The organism is Alkalilacustris brevis, assembly GCF_003350345.1.
GTDB lineage: Bacteria > Pseudomonadota > Alphaproteobacteria > Rhodobacterales > Rhodobacteraceae > Alkalilacustris > Alkalilacustris brevis.
The window spans coordinates 76318-94160 of sequence record NZ_QNVJ01000047.1; the positions used below are offsets into that span (position 1 = coordinate 76318).

A 17843-nucleotide genomic window follows, 5' to 3' on the forward strand; every position below is an offset into this window, starting at 1 on the left:
CGTCTCAGCGTGATCCTGCCCTACGCCGCATGCTTTCGGCGAAACGTATAGCGGCGGCGACTGCGCGGTAATTCGCAGGTGGAATTTCCTGCCCCAGTTCGACAGCCGCATGAAGCGCGCGGGCGGTCGGCGGGTCGCGCCGGATCGGCACGCCCGCCGCAGTCGCGGCCTCGCGGATGCGTGCGGCGATTTCATCAGTCCCCTTGGCAACACAGATCGGGGCGGTGCCTTCGGCGCGCGACCATTTCAGCGCAACGGCGTAATGCGTGGGGTTCACGATCACCACATCGGCTTTCGGCACCTCGGTCAGCATCCGGTTTGTGGCAATTTCCTGGCCGCGCTGGCGGCGCTGCTGCTTCATGTGCGGGTCGCCTTCGGCCTGTTTAACCTCGTCGCGCAATTCCTTGTGTGTCATGCGTTGCTTGCGGTGATGCTCATTGACTTGCCAGAGGTAATCGCCGCCGCCGATCACCAGCAGGATCGCGACCACAAGCGTCAGGAATTCCAGCACGATCTGCAAAAGCTCCGCGGTGATCATTGCCGGGCTCAGGTGAATGGTGCCGGTAATGCGCGGCAGGCGGGCCAGCAGAAACATCCACAGAAGCCCCGAAATCACCACAAGCTTGACGAAGCTCTTGAAGAACTCGAACAGGCCGGAGCGGCCGAACTTGTTCTTGGCATTGGCAATGGGCGAGATGCGCGAAATCTTGGGTTTCAGCTTGTCGGGCGCGAAGACCAGCGCGCGCAGCGCCAGAAGCGTCGCAATCACCGCCAGTGCGGGCACCGTGAACCACGGTGCAAGCGCGCGGCCAAGGCCCGAAAGCAACCCGCCTATGGGCGCGCGCGCGCTGTCGGTTAGCAGCGGCGCAAGCCCCTCTGCCTGATCGAAGATCACCGCGCCCGTGGTGCCGATCCCGCGCAGACTGCCGGCGCCTGCTGCCATCGCCACCAGCACCAGCCCGGCATAGCTGGCTGCCGTGGTCAGGTCGGCGGCACGGGGAACCTCGCCCTTGCGCCGGGCCTCGTCCAGTTTGCGCGGCGTTGGTTCGTGCGTCTTTTCCCCGGCATCGCCCTGATCGCTCATGGGCGCGGCCCGAAAGGGTTCTGGAAGAAACCGGTAAAAGCTTCATGCCAGACCGCAAGCGCCGCAGGGGCAACCAGCGCCAGCAGGATCAGCCCCCCCGCGGTAAGGGCGGGCGCGCCGACAAAGGCAACCATCAGCTGCGGCATCGCCCGGTTTATGGCGCCCAGCGCCATGTTATAGACCAGCGCCCCGATCACGAAGGGGGCGGCCAGCGAAAAGGCCAGGGCGAAAACATGCGCGACATGGGCCACGCCCCAGCCCGTCAGCACATGCGGCGCGGGAAACTGCCCGGCTGGAAGCAGCCGGTATGAAAGGATAAGTAACTCGGCCAGCCGCACATGCAGCCCCGCCATAAGGGCCAGCGACAGCCCCGCCAGCATCAGAATCTGCGATATCGCCGGTTGCGGGTCGGCCCCCGCGCCGCCGAAGAACTGTGCAAGCGAGGTTGCCTGCGCGGCCATCGTTCCGGCCACCTGAAGCGCGATGACAAGAAGCCGCAGCGCAATGCCCAGCACCAGCCCGGCCAGCGTTTCGGTGGCCAGCGCGCGCAAGAACCCCGCTGCACTGTCTGTCAGGGGCGCAAGCGCCGGCGCCACGGCTGGTGTAACGATCAGTGTGAAGGCCAGCGCCACGGCAAGGCGCACCCGTAGCGGGATCACCTGTTCTCCGAAAGCGGGTAATAGCGCCATTGCCGCGCCCACGCGCAGAAAAGTCACCGCACCCGCGGCCAGCCAGCCTTGCGCGAGGTCGACCAGGGCTGCGGCTGGCTCGGGCGTCATGCCGCGACAAGCCCCACAAGGGCGGGGCGCGCCTCCATCCCGATCTCGTCATAGGAGAGCACCGGGGCCGAAAGCCCCTTGGCCACAAGTACCATGCGCAGGAACCGCCGCCGCCGCGTCGATGTCACGATGGCCGGAGAGACACCGCTGTCGGCGGCCTGGGCAAGCCGCTCGGACAGGGCCGAGGCGAGGCGGTTGAACTCGGCCGGGGGCAGGGCGACATCGCCGGCGCCGTCGATCTCGTACTCGGCAAAGCTTTGCTCCCATTCTTGGGAAAGCTGGATGAGCGGGATTGTCCCGTCGTCGCGCTTGAGCTCGGCAACAAGCTGGAAGCCCAGCCTCTGGCGCACATGTTCGCAGATTGCTTCCGCATTGCCGGCGGTGCCGCGCGCTTCGGCGATCGCTTCAAGGATCAGCGGCAGGTTGCGGATCGAGACCCGTTCGTCCAGAAGCAGGCGGAGTACCGACAGCAGCGTGTCCACCGGCACTTTGTCGGGAATCAGTTCATCCAGCATCCGGCGGTTGGCTTCGGCGCGGGCCGGGTCGGAAAGATTGCCCAGTTCATCCAGCAGCCGGCGCAGCCCCTTCAATGTCAGAAGGCGCGAGAGATTCCGGCGGATCACCTCGAGCAGGTGGGTGGCCAGCACCTCGGCCGGGGTCACCACCGTGGCACCGGATAGCGCCGCCACCTCCTGATCCTGGCTGTCGAGCCAGCGCGCGGGGGCGCCGTAGACAGGCTCGCGCACATCCGCGCCGGCCGGCGCCTCGGCGCCTGTTTCGGGAAGCAGCGCCAGCACCTTGCCGGGGTGCAGCGTGTCACGCGCCTGCACGACGCCCTGGATGCGGACGATATACTGGCCCGGCAGCAGGGCCGCATCATCGGTCAACCGGATTTCGGGCAGGACGATACCGTAGGAGGCGGCAACATGGGCGCGCATGTTGGCGATCCGCGCATCCAGCCCGGTTGCCGGATCGAGCGCCATTGCCACCAGGTCGGGGGCAAACTGCACATGGATATCGTCAAGATCGAGCGTGTCGCCGAGCGGTGGCGGGGCAGGCGCGACCAGTTCGGCCTGTTCGCCCGCCGTGGCATCGGGCGCGCCCGACCTCCGTTGCCCGAACCATGCCGCGGCGCCCAGAACGGCCGCGCCAAGCACGAAGGGCACGAAAGGCAGCCCCGGCACGAAGGCAAAAAGGGCCATCAATACCGCCACGGCGGTCAGGGCCGCGGGGTGCCGGCCAAGCTGGCTGAGCAGGGCAAGATCGGTGGCGCCGCTGGCACCGCCACGCGCCAGTAAGAGCGCCGCGGCTATCGAGATCACCACCGCCGGTATCTGCGAGACCAGCCCGTCACCGACGGTGAGAATGGCATAGGTTTCGAACGCGGTGCCCAATTCCATGCCATGCACGGCGGTGCCGATGATCAACCCCACGACGATGTTCAGCAGGGTGATCAGCAACCCGGCGACGGCATCGCCCTTGACGAATTTCGATGCCCCGTCGAGCGAGCCGAAGAAATTGGTTTCGGCCTGATCGGTCTCGCGCCGGGCTTTCGCCTCCTGGTGGTCGATCGCGCCTGCGGCCATGTCACTGTCGATCGCAAGCTGCTTGCCCGGCATCCCGTCCAGCGCAAAGCGCGCGCCGACCTCGGCCATGCGACCCGCCCCCTTGGTGATGACCATAAAGTTCACGATCAGGATCACGCAGAAGATCACCACCCCCAGCAGGACTGAGCCCCCCATGACGAACATGGCGAAACCGTAGATCACCTCGCCCGCGGCCTGCGGGCCGGTGTGCCCCTCGCCGATGATCAGCTTGGTGGATGAAACATTGAGCGACAGCCGCAGCATCAGCGAGGCCAGCAGCACCGTCGGGAAGATCGAGAAATCGAGCGGCCGCTCGATGAACAGCGTAACCGTGAAGATCAGGATCGCCAGCGCGAAAGAGGCCGCCAGCGCGATATCGAGCAGCCAGGCCGGAATCGGCAGGATCATCATCACGATCACGGCCATCAGTGCCAGCGCCAGCAGAATCGTGGGGCGGAACAGGGCGGCGACGGACAGTTTCATCACATATCCCGTTGCAACGGCACCAGCGGCACGGGGGCGCGAACGCGCGCCACGGGCACCAGCGAGCCAAGCGTGCTTTCCCCCGCGGGGTGCAGCAGCGGATAGGGGCGGTGCGCAGGCGGCGGGGGGGCAGGCGCGCCGGCGTGCCTTGTGGATGGGCTTGTATCGTCCGCCTGCGGTTGTGTGGTGCCGCCTGCAATCCGTTGTTCGCCGAAGGGTTCAGCCAGATGCGCCCGGACCCGTGCCAGATAACGCTCGGCCAGGTCCGGGCTGCGGGAATGATAGGCCCCTGCCGCAGCCTCCCAACTGCCGAATTCCGATTTGAGGCGCATGAGGAACCGCGCCGCATAGGCGGCATTGCGCATGGGCTCGAACATCTGCGCGGGCGAGGCGAAGGCCGCGCCGTGCCAGCGGTGATTGATCTGAAGGCATCCGATGTCGAAGCTTTGCGTGCCATTCCCATGTGCGCGTTCGACAAAGGCCTCGGCCGCGGCGCGGGTATCGAACCAGTATCCCTGCCCCGCCATGTTCACGGTCCATGGCCAGGGGCGCAGGTCCCCGCCCCGGGCACGCCCGGATTCGGCAAGCGCGAGCGCGCGCAGAAGGTCCGGTGGTGCGCCGGTCTCGCGCGCCGCGGCGGTGATTGCGACATCGCAGAGCGTGGCCGGATCGCCGGCAAGCTGTGGTGGCGGAGTGGCGCGTGATTCCGGGGCGGCGGCGCTTGCCGGTCCCGTGCCGGGCAGGGCCAGAAGGCAGGCCAGGCTGGCCATGATAGCCACCCTGCGTGGCCGGGGCGCCTGGCGGATTGCGTCGGGGCACACCTTTACGCGCCACGGGGGCATGTGCTGGCTATCTGCCGATGTCATGGAAATTCTTCTCCTCCGGCGGTTGGCTCGAGGCTAGCCGCACGCGGGTTTATTTTCGGTAACTAGGGATTGGCGGCGCTTGCGGGCCGGGTGGCTGTCGGCGCGGCGGGAATTGCGTGGGCGTCCAGCAAATCGAGGATGAGCATGCGCATCGAACGGCTGTCTTCCACGAGTTGTTCTGCGCGGGCCAGCGGCGCGGGACCGCTGGGCAGACCTTCGGGCGCCCCGGGGCCAGGGGGTGGCGCATCCGGTGATGCCGTGCCTGCATCGCCTTCGCCCGGCGGCGGCGCGGAATGCCGACCATCGATACTGGCGCGTTGCAGGGCATCGCCGTGCAGCGCGATGGCAGCAGCATCGCCCGACCGCCAGGCCGCGTGCCGCAACTCTGCCTGCAACTCTTCGGCGGGGCCGGCCGCCGCATATGCTGCAAGTGCGGCGACGGGGGCATCCAGACGCATTAACGCCCGTGCGCGCAGCCGCACCGCCCAGTCGCCACTCACCCCCTCAAGCAGGTCACGGGCTTCGGCGGCGTCGCCCAGGTTCAGGGCCGCTTCGGCGTGGAGCACCCGGTCATCCCCTCCGGCATCCTCGGCCTGCGGCAGTGCCTGGCGTGCCAGCTCCGGAAAACCCAGATCAAGCGCGCGCCGGGCCAGCGCGTGGCGCGTGGCCGCGGGCAGCCGGCCATTGCGCCATGCGCTTTCGGTCACGAGATGCTGCAGGAAAGCTGCGTTCGCAGCCTGTTCGGTCAGCAGGGCGAACAGTTTCGCCTCATCCGGGGCCGCGACGGGCCTGTCTGCCGCCGCCTGTGCGTGCCTTGCCGCGAATGCCTCGGCAAAGCGCCCCGCCGTGGCAAGGCCGAGGATCTCGAGCCGCTCAAGGTGAGCGCCCAGGTCGGTGCCCTGATGCTCGAAGGTCAGCGCCGCCAGGTTCTCCAGCATGTCGGCATCGGGCGGGGCCCCTTCCGCGATCATCGCCTCCACCATCCGGGCCAGTGCCGCGGGGGCTTCGTGGCTGTGGCCCGTGGCCACCGGGGCGAGGTTGCGCAGGGCGGCGCCTGTGTTGCCGTCTTCCAGGTCGAGCATTGCGTCGATCAGCGCCGCACTCTCCGGGGTGCCGCCGGGCGTGCGACTGATCATGCCGCGCACCGACAGCGCTGCGTCGCGCTCACCGGCTGCGATCAGGTGCCGGGCCAGGCGCGCGGCAAGATGGTGGCGCAGATGCGCGGGCAGCGCGGCGAAGGATTGCAGGATGGCCTCTCTGTTCATGCCCTGCGGCACTGCACCCTCGGACGAGGATAGCAGCGCCCAAAGCGCCACGGGGCCGGGGCAGCCCTCCAGCCCGGCAAGCGGGGCGGCGGGCGGCGGGCGCTCGTCATCCAGCAGTGGGGCCAGGCGGTGCAGGGCGGTGCGATCCGGGCTGTCGCCGGGAAAGGCGCCAAGCACTGCAAGCGCCTCGGCCCCGAAGCCGAGGAAAAGGTTCAGGCGGGCGAAGGCGATCACCTGCTCTTCGCGCGCGGTGTCGAATTCGCCCAGCAGCCGCCCGCGTGCCTGCGCGAGCAGCTCGGTCGCCGTGGCGCCGGACCCCCATGCGGCCAGATCGTACTGTGCCGGAGGTGGGCAGAGATGCGCGGAAGCGGGCGGCGCTGTCTGTCGGGCCTGGCGGGTGGCCTGATCCACCGCTGTCTCGGCCCCGAGAAACAGGTCCGGGGCAGGGGGCGTCTCCGAATCGGGGGCGGTCAGCTCCTGGGGCTTTCGTAACACTGGCGTGCCCCGATCATCTGCGGCTTCCGGCGATTCCTTCGGTTCGGGCCCGATCTCCAGCAATCCCTGGCTGGCGGCGCGTGCGAATTGCGTGATCAGGACCTCGCGTGCGCGGTCGGCGGCCCCGGACAAGCTGTCCGGTGCCGGTGCGCCGTCCGCGGCTGCGCCTTGTGGCGCTTCATCCGCCGGTGGCAGGAGGCGGGCGGTCCAGTCGTACCCCCGCAGGGGCGGTGTCTTCGGACCAGCGCCCTGGTCACGTTCTGCCGGAGTCGGATATCGGGGCGGGCGGTTGGGCGGTGGCGCGGCCGCGGATATCTGCTCTGCGACCGGCGAGCGGATGTCGACCACCAGATAATTCGGACGTTCGGTGAATGTGACGGCTTCGCAGTCACAGGGGACATCCAGAACCAGCCGCGGCGGCGTGGCGCTGGCGGTGATGGCCGCGATCCGGTCGCGGCGGATGCGGTTGAAGACGGTGCCGAGGTCAAACACCGCACCGGGCGCGCCTGTGAGCACCAGCTCATAACCTCGTGGCACGGGGGTCAGGCGCCATGCGGCGCCCTCGGGCAGGGCCATGACAAGCCGGGTAAAGCCGGGGTGTTCTCCTGACCGGACGGAAATCTGCCCGGCCAGCGCCGGGGTAGCTGCAAGAAGCAGCCAAAGCAGCGCGCCAACGGCTCCGATACCTGCCTGTCGCGCGGTAAACTGATGCGCGCGCAACGGGGGGCGGCCGGTCCGGGGGCTGCGGGTTTCATCGTTCATGCGGCATCCTGCCTGAGATTGCGCAGCGCGGCCTCCAGATCGCCATAGCTGGGGCGCATGGCATGGGGCGTGTTCTGGCGCCCGACCTCAATGCAGATGCTGGTAGGGTGGGCGTGCAGGTTTGCCACCAGAACCTCGCGGATAAGCTGATAAAAATGGGCATCCTCCTGCATGATCGCCCTGAGCCGGTTGGCGAAGGGGCCGACAAACCCGTAGGAAAGGAAGACGCCCAGAAAGGTGCCCACCAGCGCGCCGCCGATCATGCGGCCCAGTATCTCCGGTGGCTGGTCGATCGACGCCATGGTCTTGATGATCCCGAGCACAGCGGCCACGATGCCCAGCGCCGGCAGCGCATCCGCCACGACCTGGAGCGCGTGGCTGGTATGCATCGAGTGATGGAGATTGGTCTCCATCCGCTTTTCCAGAATTTCCTCGACCTGATGCGGATCATCGTAATTCATCGAGGCTGCGCGCAGGGTGTCGCAGATCAGTTCGACCGCCTCGTGATCGGCGCGGATTCGCGGGTATCGGGAAAAGATGTCAGAGGTCTGCGGCGCCTCGATATGCGGCTCCAGCAGCACGGGGTTGCTGCGGGCGATGCGGATGAGTTCAAAGAGCAGGCACAGCAGGTCGGTGTAGTCGGCAGGCTTCCACACCGGGCCGCGGAATATCTTGGCCATGTCGCGGAGGGTCTGGCGGATCACGCTGCGGTCATTGGCGATCAGAAATGCCCCGACCGCAGCGCCTGCGATCATGGCAAACTCATAGGGCATCGCATACAGGATTATGTCGAGTTTCCCGCCCGCGACCAGATACCCCCCGAAAACCATCACGATGACAACGACAATTCCGACCGCGCCGATCATCTTGCGGTCCTCCGGTCAGGAGCAGAGGTGCCGTGCAGCGCAGCGGAAGGAGGTGTTGTCTCCGGGTTCATCGAGTCGGAACACCCACATGCCGGCCTGCAAGGATCGCGCTGATGCCATAGGCCGCATTGGTCGGCAGCCCCGTCATGACGGCAGCCGCGCTTTCAGACCTCATGCGGGCGATGAAGCCGGCGGCGAACTGGGTGTCCATTTCCGAGAAAAGGGCCGCGGCGTCGGCGGGTTTCATGTTCTCGTATACCTGTGTGAGCCTTTCCAGGTCACGTTCCGAGGCCTGGTCGGCCAGGGCGAGCGTTTCGCTCAGCGCGCGTTCGGCGGCGACCAGTTCGTCCATCTGCGCGTTTATGCGTTCCTCCGATACGCTGAGGGCGCGCAGGCGCTCCTCCAATGCCGCCTCGCGGCTGGCGAGGCGGCGTTCGCGTTCATCCAGCGCCGCAAGCACCTGTTCCACCTCTGCCATCGGGGCGACGGGGGCTGTGCCAGACGGTGCCGCGCTGCGGGCGTTTTCCTCGGATGTGAGTGCCTCGCCCACGCCCGTGCCCAGCCGGATCATGCCCGAGAGCAGCAGAAATGCGGTGAGCAGGACCAGGGCGCCGCGCCCGCGTCTTGTTCTGCCGCGTCGCTGGTATGCTGCCCCAGTCATTGCGCCGCCTCCTGCAGTGGCGCACCCCGCGACCGGCGGCGCAGGACGCGCATGCGCGGCTTCCTGTCCGTTCCCGCGGCACCGGGAGACGCGGGTGCAGAATCGGGTTCGGCGGCCGGGTCGGGAAGGTCGTGCAGCGACGCCAGCAATATCTCCAGCCGTTTGACGGCGCTTTCAGCGCGCTCTGTCTGCGCTTCAAGCGAGCCGGCCGAACTGCGCGCGGCCTTCTGCGCCTCGGTCAGCGTGCGCGTCATGTCATCGACCTGGGCCGACAGCACGGCAATCGCACCACCCATACCCGATTCCAGCCTCGTCAGCTGCTGCAGCCTGCGCGAAAGAACCAGGCAGTAGATGGCGGCGCCCAGCGCGCCGGCACCAAGCAGGATATCCGCGATGATGGACACTGGCGCCTCCTCAGTTCAGCACGAATTCGGTGATCAGTAGGTCGCGCACATCGTCTTCGCCGGCGACGATGCGTACGCGGCGAAGCATCTGCGCGCGCAGCCTGAGCAGTGTTCCCGGCGCGGCAAGCGTTTCCGGCTCCAGCGCGCTGAGATAGCTGTTCAGCACGTCGAGAATTCGGGGCATCAGCCGGGTGACGGCATTCATCGCGGAGCGCTCGACCTCAAGGCTGGCAGCAAAGCGCAGGTGTCTGGTGCGTTCGCCATCCTGCAAGGTGATGGTTATCGGATCGAGTGGAAGGAAGGTGACATTTCGGGCCTCGGCACCTGTTGCCCGCAGCGCCCCGACACCGCTGAACAGCAACCCGGAATGAACCGTGAGAAAACCCGCAGCGCCAAGTGCGAGCGCCACGGTCAGGCCAATGAAAAGGCGTGCTTTTCCAAACTTTTGCGGGGCTTTTCCCGTGCTGTTCGTGTCAGACATCCGGGGTTCCGTTCCGATCCTGTTCCTATCTCCTACTAGCTCAAGCCCACTAACCGATTGTTAAGCGCGATCCGCCAAGCAGAGGGGGCAAACGGGCATAACGCCCGGTCAGGAGAGAATCGCCTTGCAACAACTCTTTTCGCTCTGGTCCGCGTTGGAGCCGCCCCGCCGTCTGGCTGTCGGCGGGGCCACGCTGATCGTGTTACTGGCGGTGCTGGCACTGGGCCGGATGGCGGCGCAGCCGAACATGGCGCTGCTATACGCCGGGCTTGAGGGCGCGGCCGCCGGTGAGGTTGTCGAGGTGCTGGAACAGCGCGGCATCCGGTACGAGGTGCGCGGTGATTCGATCTTCATTCCGGTGGGAGAGCGCGATCGCCTGCGCATGACTCTTGCCACGCATGGCCTGCCCGCGAATGGCGCTGTCGGCTATGAGCTGCTTGACGGGCTTTCCGGGTTCGGCACCACATCGCAGATGTTCGATGCGGCTTACTGGCGCGCGAAAGAGGGTGAACTGGCACGCACCATCACGGCCAGTCCGCAGGTTCGCGCGGCGCGGGTGCATATCGGTCAGGTTGCCGGCCAGCCCTTCCGCCGCGAGATTGCGCCAACCGCTTCGGTGACGCTTACGCCGGTGGCCGGGGCGCTTTCGCCGGGGTTGGCGCGGGGCGTCCAGCATATGGTTGCCGCGGCGGTGCCGGGATTGCAGCCGCCGGATGTCGCGGTCATCGACGGGCATAGCGGCACAGTGCTTTCCGGCCAGGAAGGGGAGGCCATCCCCACCGCCGGTGGTGACCGCGAGGAACGCCTCAAACGTGCGGTGGAGCGGCTGCTCGAAGCGCATGTCGGCCCCGGGCGGGCGCGCGTCGAGGTCAGTGTCGAAACGGTGAATGAACGCGAAACCATTGTCGAGCGCAGGCTTGATCCGGACAGCCGGGTCGCCCTCACCTCCGACACAGAGGAGCGCAGCAGCAATAGCTCGGGTGACGGCGGCGGTGGCGTTACGGTCGCCAGCAACCTGCCCGATGGCGATGCCGGCGTCGGGGCGGGCCAGCGCCATAGCCAGAACTCCGAAACGCGCATGCGCCAGACATTCGATGTGTCGCAGGTGGAGCGCGAGCTGCATCGCCAGCCCGGCGCCATCCGAAAGCTGACGGTGGCGGCAATCATCGACGGGGTTTACCGGCCGGACGAGGACGGTGTCGTGCAATGGACCCCGCGTCCGGAGGACGAGATCGAGGCGATGCGCGAACTGGTGGCTTCGGCCGTCGGGTTCGATGCCGGGCGCGGTGATGTCATCACCATAAGATCGCTGCGGTTCGAGCAGCCGGACGATCCCGGCGGCAGCATGGCGCCGGGTGGGGCGGCCGGGCTGGACCTGGATGTGATGTCGCTGGTGCAACTGGCCGTGCTGGGGATTGTCACGCTCGCGCTTATACTCTTCGTTATCCGCCCGATGTTGGCCCAGGCAAAATCGGCGCAGGGCCGGCCCGCGCCCGCGCCCGGTGCCCTGCCGGAACTTCCCGCGCGCGAGGAGGGTGCTGCCCCGGCAGGCCCGACACCGGGCGCAGCCCCGTTCCCTGACGCAGCGCCCCTGCCTGCTATCGCCAATTTCGGCCTCGGGGAGGGGCTTGACGGTAACTCCGGGCCGGGCCGCATGAACGAAGACGACCCCGTCGCGCGCCTGAACCGTCTCATCGAGGACCGCCAGGATGAGACCATCGAGATCCTGCGCAGCTGGATGGAAGAGGGCGAGGAGGAGACAGCCTGATGCCGCGAATGCTCCGTCTTGAGACATTCGAGACCCGCCCGATGGAAGGCGGGGAAATCACCCTGGACGCCGACGCGCTTGAAGAGACCCGCCTGGCGGCGTTCGAACAAGGGTATCAGGCCGGGTGGGACGATGCCGCCGCTGCGCAGAGCGAGGATCAGGAGACCCTGCGCGCCGACATCGCACGCAACCTTCAGGCGCTTTCATTCACCTTTCACGACGCCCGCGCCCACCTGCTGAAAGGCCTGACACCGCTTGTCGATCAGATTTGCGCCCGCGTCGTGCCGGATGTGGCCGCCAGCGCCATTGGCGCGATCGTGCGCGAAAGCCTGCAGCCCCATATCGATGCCGCGGCCGACCGTCCGGTGACGATCGTGCTCAACCCGACCAGCCGGCCGCGCGTGGAAGGCGTGCTCTCCGCCGGACCCGCGCCGCCATACATCATTTCGGAAGAACCCACGCTGGGTGCGGGTCAGGTTTTGCTGCGCTTCGATGATGGTGGAGACCAGCGGATCGACCTGGATGCGGCGGTGGACGAGATCGCCTCGGCCGTCGGGGCCTTCTTTGATCAGACCGGGGCGGAAGCGCCGGCTCAAACGGACATAGAGGATCAGCAGGAGATCAGCGCCAATGGATGAAGCAAGCGCTCAGTCGACCGCCGCGGAAAGCGGCTTTGCCAATGTGCCGATCGAGATCACCATATCGGTGGGCTGCGCGCGCCCGCTTGTGCGGGATCTGTTGCGCATGGGGCGCGATGCGGTCCTGCCGCTGGACCGGCGGGTCGAGGACCCGGTCGAACTGTATGTCGGCGACCGGCTCATCGCACGGGGGGAGTTGCAGGAGCTGGACGGCGAACAGGCCGGGCAACTGGCCGTGCGCCTGACCGAGGTCGCCGATCTTTCGGACGGGCTGTAAGGGCGTGTGGCCAACCCTGCTGTTTCCGCCGCGCCGCGCGGCATGGATCTGCCGGGCTGTGCTGCCGTTTCTGGCGTTGCTGGTGCTTGGCGTGGCCCCTGCGGCGGCGCAGCAGATCAGCATCGACCTCGGGGGCGAGGTTTCGCTCTCTGCTCGTATCGTCCAGCTGGTCGCGCTGATCACCGTGATCAGCCTCGCCCCCGGGCTGGTGATCATGATTACCTGCTTTCCGTTCATGGTGACGGTGCTGGCGATCCTGCGCCAGGCCATCGGCCTTCAGCAGTCACCGCCGAACATGCTGATTGTCAGTCTTGCGCTGTTTCTCACCTATTTCGTGATGGAGCCGGTCTTTTCCGAAGCCTGGGTGCTGGGTATCGGGCCATTGCTGGGCGGCGAGGTCGGCATCGATGCAGAGGCGGCCTTCGGGCAGGCGATCCAGCCTTTCCGCGCCTTCATGCTGGCGCGCGTCGAACCCGCCACGCTCGAGGCGATGAGCGTGCTGCGGCCGGAGCCGATCGCCGCCCTGCCGGGGGAAGAGGCACCTTTGTCGGTGCTTGTGCCATCCTTCATGCTCAGTGAACTGGCGCGCGCCTTTCAGATCGGGTTCCTGATCTTCCTGCCCTTCCTGATCATCGACCTCGTGGTTGCGGCAATCCTGATGTCGATGGGGATGATGATGGTGCCTCCGGCGATTGTTTCGCTGCCTTTCAAGCTGGCCTTCTTTGTGGTCGCGGATGGCTGGACGCTGATCGCGGGGGCGTTGGTGCGGGGCTATGCATCCTGACCCCCTAGCCGCGCGGGCATCTGCACACGTGCTTGGCTGGTGTCAGTATGCGCCGCTTGCTTGCAGCGCCGCCGGTGCAGGGGCGGCAAGCGGGAAAACCGGGCCAGGGTGCCACCCGGCCCGCAGCGGAACAGCCAATTCTTGCCAACCGCCTCCAGGCCGAACACGGTGCCACAACATGGCCACAATCTTCTGTTGCCAAGGCTACAGGCGCCCGCCCCGCAGATCCTGCCCATGGGCAGGATACGCTGCACGAATATCGTTTTTGCGGGCGCAGTTCAGTGGTTAACGAGGAGTCGAAATGTCACGTTCTCTGAAATCTCTTGTCCTTGCTGCTTCCGTCTCGGGCCTTGCTGTTGCGCCCCTGGCCATCGGCGGCGTCGTGCTGATGCCCGATGCGGTTGCGGCGCAGGGGGCCAGCGGCAATTCCGGCGACAGGGGCGCCAGTGGCGGGGATCGCGGGCGTTCGGGTGATGCGCCCGGGCGCAGCGCCGACCGTGGCGCCAGTGCAAGTGCAAACGCCGGCGGGGCATCTTCCAATGCGGGTTCCCGCGGTGCCCTTGCCTCCGAACTGCGCGGCCTCAATGCCGCCAATGCAAACCCCCAGGCCCTGGCCAATGCTGCGCCTGACAGCCAGGTGGGGCGTATTGCAACCTATCGCGAGGCCACGCTGGCCGCCCGTGAAATCAATGACGCCTATGAAGCACTTGAGGCGGAAGTCAATGATGATATCCTCGCTATCGAGGACCAGCTTGACGAACTTCGCAGCAGCGAAGAGATTGAAGCGGATCTGCTGGCACTCGGCCCCGTCCCTGAAACCGAACCCGAAGACCCTGCAACCGCGGACGAGCGCGCGGCGCTGCAGGCCGAACTTGACGAAGTGCTTGGGCTTGAGCAGAGCATCATCAAGCTTGACAATGATCTCGCAGAGTTGGGGCGAGAGCGACTGGCGCGGATTGAATCGGCCGATGCCGCGCTGCTGGCCGCCAGCGGCGGGCGGGAACTGTCGCCCGAGGCGATTGAAGAACTGCACCGCCTTCTGGGGTTGTGATGCGCGCCGCGCAGTTGCTTGCCCGTAACCGGACAGACCTGCGCGTCAGCGCTCTGCCAGTGGTGATATAGGCAGCGGGCCGCGTCGCGGCCCGCTTCAGAAGCTGATCCCGAAGACCCAGCCGCCCAGCAGGATGAAGGCGCCAAAGGACACGGCGATTGCAAGAATGTTCAGCAGGAATCCCGCGCGTACCATGTCCGAAAGCTGCATCCTGTCATAGGCAAAGACGATGGCGTTGGGCGGGGTGGCTACCGGCATCATGAAGGCCATCGAGGCCCCCAGCGCCACCGGCACGGTCAGCGCCAGGACATCCATTTCCATCCCCAGGGCCACTGCGCCGAGGATCGGCAGAAACGTCGCCGTGGAGGCGGTGTTGGAGGTGATCTCGGTCATGTAGACGATTGCCACAAGCACCGCGAGGACCAGGATCAATGTGCCAACGCTGATCCCGCCCACGGCTTCGCCGATCCATTGCGCCAGCCCCGAGGTGTTGAAACCCCCCGCAAGGGCCAGCCCGCCGCCGAACAGGATAAGGATGCCCCAGGGCACGTCGTGCGTGGCTTCCCAGTCAAGCGCGAAGATGCGCCCCCCGTCCGTGGTGATGGGCACGGCGAACAGTACCATTGCCGCGGCGATGGCAATCATCGCGTCATCCAGCGCCAGCCCGGTGACAAGGGTGATCGGCTCGCGCAGGATCCAGGCCGTGGCGGTCAGCCCGAAGACGATTGCGACCCAGCGCTCGGCCGGCCCCATGCGGCCCAGGGCCTGCACCTCGTTGCGCAGGGCGCCGCCGGTGCCTGCGATATTGATCGCATGCGAGCGAAACAGCACACGGGTCAGCAGCAGCCACGCCAGGGGGAGCATGATCACGGTAATCGGCAGCCCGATCATCATCCAGCGGGCAAAGGATATCTCGATGCCGTAATTCTCCAGGACGAAACTGGCCAGAAGCGCATTGGGAGGCGTGCCGATCAGCGTGGCGACCCCGCCGATCGAGGCGCTGTAAGCGATCGAGAGCATCAGTGCGACGCCAAAGCCCCGCAACAGCACGCTATCTTCCGTCTTTTGCCCGACGAAGGCGATGACCGACAGCGCCACCGCATACATCATGATCGCCGTCGCGGTGTTGGATATCCACATCGACAGGAAGGCCGTGGCCACCATGAATCCCAGCACGATCCGGTCGGGCGTGGTGCCCATCACCCAGACGATGCGCAATGCGATGCGCCGGTGCAACCCGACGCGCTGCATCGCCGCCGCCAGCAGGAAGCCGCCCAGAAAGAGGAAAATCAGCGGGTTTGCGTAACTCGAGGCCGTTCCGCCCATGTCGCGCACATCGAGCACCGGCATCAGTACCAGCGGCAAAAGCGCCGTGGCCGGGATCGGCACGGCCTCGCTCAGCCACCAGATGACCATCCAGCAGGTGATCGCCACCATGCGCCAGGCGGTGCCGGACATGCCCTCGGGCGCGGGCAGGGTCAGCAGGATCACGGCCACCGCAGGCCCCAGAAAAATCCCGACGAGGCGCCGCCTGGGCAGTGGTTTCGGCGCAAGTGGATCATTCCCGTTCGGCGCGGCAGCGCAGTCTTGCGATGGCGGGGTCTGGGGCATGGGCTATCCGTTCGCGGCCTTGGGCGGGGCGGCGTGGATTCTGCCGCTGACCCGTGCCTACCAGATGCCCCTTGCAAGGCAAGATCCTGCGGTGCCACCCGTGGGCGACATGGTGGACCCGCTCTCGCTTGTCGCGGTATGACTTTCGGGACTTGCATGATCTCGATGAACTGGTCGCAAATGAAAATCGCCGCCTCCATACGACAGATGCGTGCCAGTGTGGCGATGGTCGTGCCGCATTTTCGTGAACGGTCCGCGCCGGAACGGACGCGCGATGAATGAACACCCCTTGTGCCAGAGCGCCACGGCGCGCGGCGCCCCCAGACCTGAGGAGACCTGAATGCTGAGTGAAGAGCAAAGGCAGCGCGCCAAAGAGTCGCTGCTTGAAAGCCACCGGACCAAGGTGCAGGGGCAACGCCCGTCGGAAATGTTCCCCGAGATCGAGATCGCCGATTCCTACGCGATTTCATCGGGCGTGGCGCAAGCGCTGGTCGCGCAGGGCGCGCGCATCATCGGCCACAAGGTGGGGCTGACATCGAAGGCGATGCAGGCGGCTTCCAAGATAGACGAGCCGGATTACGGCTATCTCTTCGACACGCTGCTTCTGAACGACGGTGCGAAGGTGCGCTTCGAGGATTTTTGCGTCCCGCGTGTGGAGCCGGAACTGACCTTCATCCTGAAAGAGCCGCTCAAGGGGCCAGATGTGGGGCTGGTCGATGTGCTGCGGGCCACTGAATATGTCGTGCCGTCGATCGAGATCATCGATGCCCGCGTGACCGAGCCGCGACGTATCTATGACACCGTGGCCGACAACGGCGCGGCGGCGGGTATCATCCTGGGAGGTCGGCCGGTGCGGCCCGACGATGTGGACCTGCGCTGGGTCGGAGCCATCTTTCACCGCAATTCCGAGATCGAGGAGACCGGCATCGCTGCCGGCGTTCTTGGCCATCCAGCCATGGCGGTGGCGTGGCTGGCCAACAAGCTTGCGCCCTTCGGCACGACGCTGGAGCCGGGTCACATGGTGCTGTCGGGCAGTTTCACGCGGCCCGTATGGGCCGCAAAGGGCGACACGCTGAATGCGGATTTCGGCCTGCTCGGCTCGGTCTCGGTGCAGTTCACATGAGTGTCGCGGCCCCGAAGAATGCCTTCAAGCGGCGGTTGCTGGCCGGCGAGGTGCAATTTGGCCTGTGGATGAGCCTTGCAAGTCCGGTGACATCAGAGGCGCTGTCGCTGGTCGGGTTCGACTGGCTGGCGTTCGATGCCGAACACGCGCCGGTCGAGATTTCCGAACTGCAAGGCCTCTTGCAGGCCGCAGCGGTGGGAGGCTCGGCTTGCGTGGTGCGGCCCGCATGGAATGACAAGGTGCTTATCAAGCGTGTGCTCGATATCGGTGCGCAGACCGTGCTTGTGCCCTTCGTGCAAGACGCATCCGAGGCTGAAGCTGCAGTTGCCGCCACGCGCTACCCGCCCGAGGGGGTCCGGGGTGTGGCAGGGTCCACCCGCGCCAGCCGCTATGGCCAGGCCCCCGATTATTTCGCCACGGCCAATGCCGAAACCTGCCTGCTCGTGCAGCTTGAAACCAGCGATGCGCTTGACCGGTTGGAAGAGATCGCCGCGGTTCCCGGCGTGGACGGGGTTTTTGTCGGACCGTCGGATCTGGCGGCCTCAATGGGGTATCTGGGCAATCCGGCGGCTGAGCCCGTGCAGGCCGCGCTGCGCGATGCCGCCAGGCGCATCACCGCCAGCGGCAGGGCGCCTGGTATCCTGGCGACCAATGCCGGCGACGCGTTGCGGTATCGCGACTGGGGGTATCGTTTCATCGCGGCCTCGGTCGATGTGGGGCTTCTGGTACAGGCCGCACAGAAGACACTGGCGGTGCTGCGCGAGGGCTAGTGCAACTCCAGAAGAAGCTGCCGGGCTTTTTCGGTCTGGAGTTGCGCAATATCCAGGGTCTACAGCTTTGCGGCTGTTTCGATGAGGAG

At 66.5% G+C, this 17843-nt stretch carries 19 protein-coding genes; 9 read left to right on the plus strand and 10 right to left on the minus strand.

Annotated elements, in window-relative coordinates; translation table 11 throughout:
- Positions 1 to 4: 4 nt before the first annotated feature.
- The 9 genes from DQ229_RS06710 to DQ229_RS06750 form a co-directional block, all read right to left on the minus strand.
- Complete coding sequence (locus DQ229_RS06710) at positions 5 to 1084, minus strand: EscU/YscU/HrcU family type III secretion system export apparatus switch protein (protein ID WP_114965492.1); 1080 nt, start codon at positions 1082 to 1084, stop codon at positions 5 to 7.
- Positions 1081 to 1863, minus strand: coding sequence for a flagellar biosynthetic protein FliR (locus DQ229_RS06715; RefSeq protein WP_114965493.1), 783 nt, complete (start codon positions 1861 to 1863; stop codon positions 1081 to 1083). Before DQ229_RS06715 ends, DQ229_RS06710 begins: the two co-directional genes overlap by 4 nt.
- Positions 1860 to 3932: a flagellar biosynthesis protein FlhA gene (gene flhA / locus DQ229_RS06720; RefSeq protein ID WP_114965494.1), complete on the minus strand. Its 2073-nt coding sequence runs from the start codon at positions 3930 to 3932 to the stop codon at positions 1860 to 1862. The genes DQ229_RS06715 and flhA overlap by 4 nt, the downstream gene beginning before the upstream one ends.
- Complete coding sequence (locus DQ229_RS06725; protein ID WP_114965495.1) at positions 3932 to 4798, minus strand: lytic transglycosylase domain-containing protein; 867 nt, start codon at positions 4796 to 4798, stop codon at positions 3932 to 3934. The genes flhA and DQ229_RS06725 overlap by 1 nt, the downstream gene beginning before the upstream one ends.
- A gap of 62 nt (positions 4799 to 4860) precedes the next feature.
- Positions 4861 to 7320 (minus strand): hypothetical protein, encoded by a 2460-nt coding sequence (locus tag DQ229_RS06730; protein ID WP_114965496.1) that lies wholly within the window; start codon positions 7318 to 7320, stop codon positions 4861 to 4863.
- Entirely contained in the window at positions 7317 to 8186 is an 870-nt protein-coding gene (gene motA, locus DQ229_RS06735; protein ID WP_114965497.1) for a flagellar motor stator protein MotA, read from the minus strand. The genes DQ229_RS06730 and motA overlap by 4 nt, the downstream gene beginning before the upstream one ends.
- Positions 8187 to 8253: 67 nt before the next feature.
- The gene (locus DQ229_RS06740) at positions 8254 to 8847 is read right to left on the minus strand and encodes a MotE family protein (protein ID WP_114965498.1); all 594 of its coding nucleotides are present in this window, start codon (positions 8845 to 8847) and stop codon (positions 8254 to 8256) included.
- On the minus strand, positions 8844 to 9251 hold the full coding sequence (locus DQ229_RS06745; RefSeq protein ID WP_114965499.1) for a hypothetical protein: 408 nt from the start codon (positions 9249 to 9251) through the stop codon (positions 8844 to 8846). The genes DQ229_RS06740 and DQ229_RS06745 overlap by 4 nt, the downstream gene beginning before the upstream one ends.
- Positions 9252 to 9261: 10 nt before the next feature.
- The gene (locus tag DQ229_RS06750) at positions 9262 to 9732 is read right to left on the minus strand and encodes a flagellar basal body-associated FliL family protein (RefSeq protein ID WP_114965500.1); all 471 of its coding nucleotides are present in this window, start codon (positions 9730 to 9732) and stop codon (positions 9262 to 9264) included.
- A 124-nt stretch (positions 9733 to 9856) separates the two neighbouring features.
- On the opposite strand from DQ229_RS06750, the gene fliF reads away from it, so the two are divergent.
- The 5 genes from fliF (at position 9857) to DQ229_RS06775 (ending at position 14250) form a co-directional block, all read left to right on the plus strand.
- Positions 9857 to 11500 carry a flagellar basal-body MS-ring/collar protein FliF gene (gene fliF / locus DQ229_RS06755; RefSeq protein ID WP_114965501.1) on the plus strand — a complete coding sequence of 548 codons (1644 nt, stop codon included), beginning with the start codon at positions 9857 to 9859 and terminating at the stop codon, positions 11498 to 11500.
- The gene (locus tag DQ229_RS06760) at positions 11500 to 12138 is read left to right on the plus strand and encodes a FliH/SctL family protein (protein WP_202909519.1); all 639 of its coding nucleotides are present in this window, start codon (positions 11500 to 11502) and stop codon (positions 12136 to 12138) included. Before fliF ends, DQ229_RS06760 begins: the two co-directional genes overlap by 1 nt.
- Positions 12131 to 12415 (plus strand): FliM/FliN family flagellar motor switch protein, encoded by a 285-nt coding sequence (locus DQ229_RS06765; RefSeq protein ID WP_114965502.1) that lies wholly within the window; start codon positions 12131 to 12133, stop codon positions 12413 to 12415. The genes DQ229_RS06760 and DQ229_RS06765 overlap by 8 nt, the downstream gene beginning before the upstream one ends.
- A gap of 46 nt (positions 12416 to 12461) precedes the next feature.
- Positions 12462 to 13199, plus strand: coding sequence for a flagellar type III secretion system pore protein FliP (gene fliP, locus DQ229_RS06770; protein WP_114965558.1), 738 nt, complete (start codon positions 12462 to 12464; stop codon positions 13197 to 13199).
- Between the two features lie 301 nt (positions 13200 to 13500).
- Entirely contained in the window at positions 13501 to 14250 is a 750-nt protein-coding gene (locus DQ229_RS06775) for a hypothetical protein (RefSeq protein WP_114965503.1), read from the plus strand.
- A gap of 96 nt (positions 14251 to 14346) precedes the next feature.
- On the opposite strand, the gene DQ229_RS06780 is transcribed toward DQ229_RS06775, so the two are convergent.
- Entirely contained in the window at positions 14347 to 15861 is a 1515-nt protein-coding gene (locus DQ229_RS06780; protein ID WP_114965504.1) for an SLC13 family permease, read from the minus strand.
- Here DQ229_RS06780 and DQ229_RS16260 point away from each other — a divergent pair.
- Genes DQ229_RS16260 through DQ229_RS06790 form a run of 4 tightly spaced genes read left to right on the plus strand, consistent with a single transcriptional unit; the run spans position 15860 to position 17754 of the window.
- Positions 15860 to 16003, plus strand: coding sequence for a hypothetical protein (locus tag DQ229_RS16260; RefSeq protein WP_155326457.1), 144 nt, complete (start codon positions 15860 to 15862; stop codon positions 16001 to 16003). The genes DQ229_RS06780 and DQ229_RS16260 overlap by 2 nt on opposite strands.
- 14 nt (positions 16004 to 16017) lie before the next feature.
- On the plus strand, positions 16018 to 16143 hold the full coding sequence (locus tag DQ229_RS16900; RefSeq protein ID WP_274378826.1) for a hypothetical protein: 126 nt from the start codon (positions 16018 to 16020) through the stop codon (positions 16141 to 16143).
- Positions 16144 to 16201: 58 nt separating this feature from the next.
- Positions 16202 to 16984, plus strand: a complete 783-nt coding sequence (locus DQ229_RS06785) for an FAA hydrolase family protein (protein ID WP_114965505.1) — start codon at positions 16202 to 16204, stop codon at positions 16982 to 16984.
- Positions 16981 to 17754: an HpcH/HpaI aldolase family protein gene (locus DQ229_RS06790; RefSeq protein WP_114965506.1), complete on the plus strand. Its 774-nt coding sequence runs from the start codon at positions 16981 to 16983 to the stop codon at positions 17752 to 17754. Before DQ229_RS06785 ends, DQ229_RS06790 begins: the two co-directional genes overlap by 4 nt.
- The last annotated feature ends 89 nt before the right edge of the window (positions 17755 to 17843 follow it).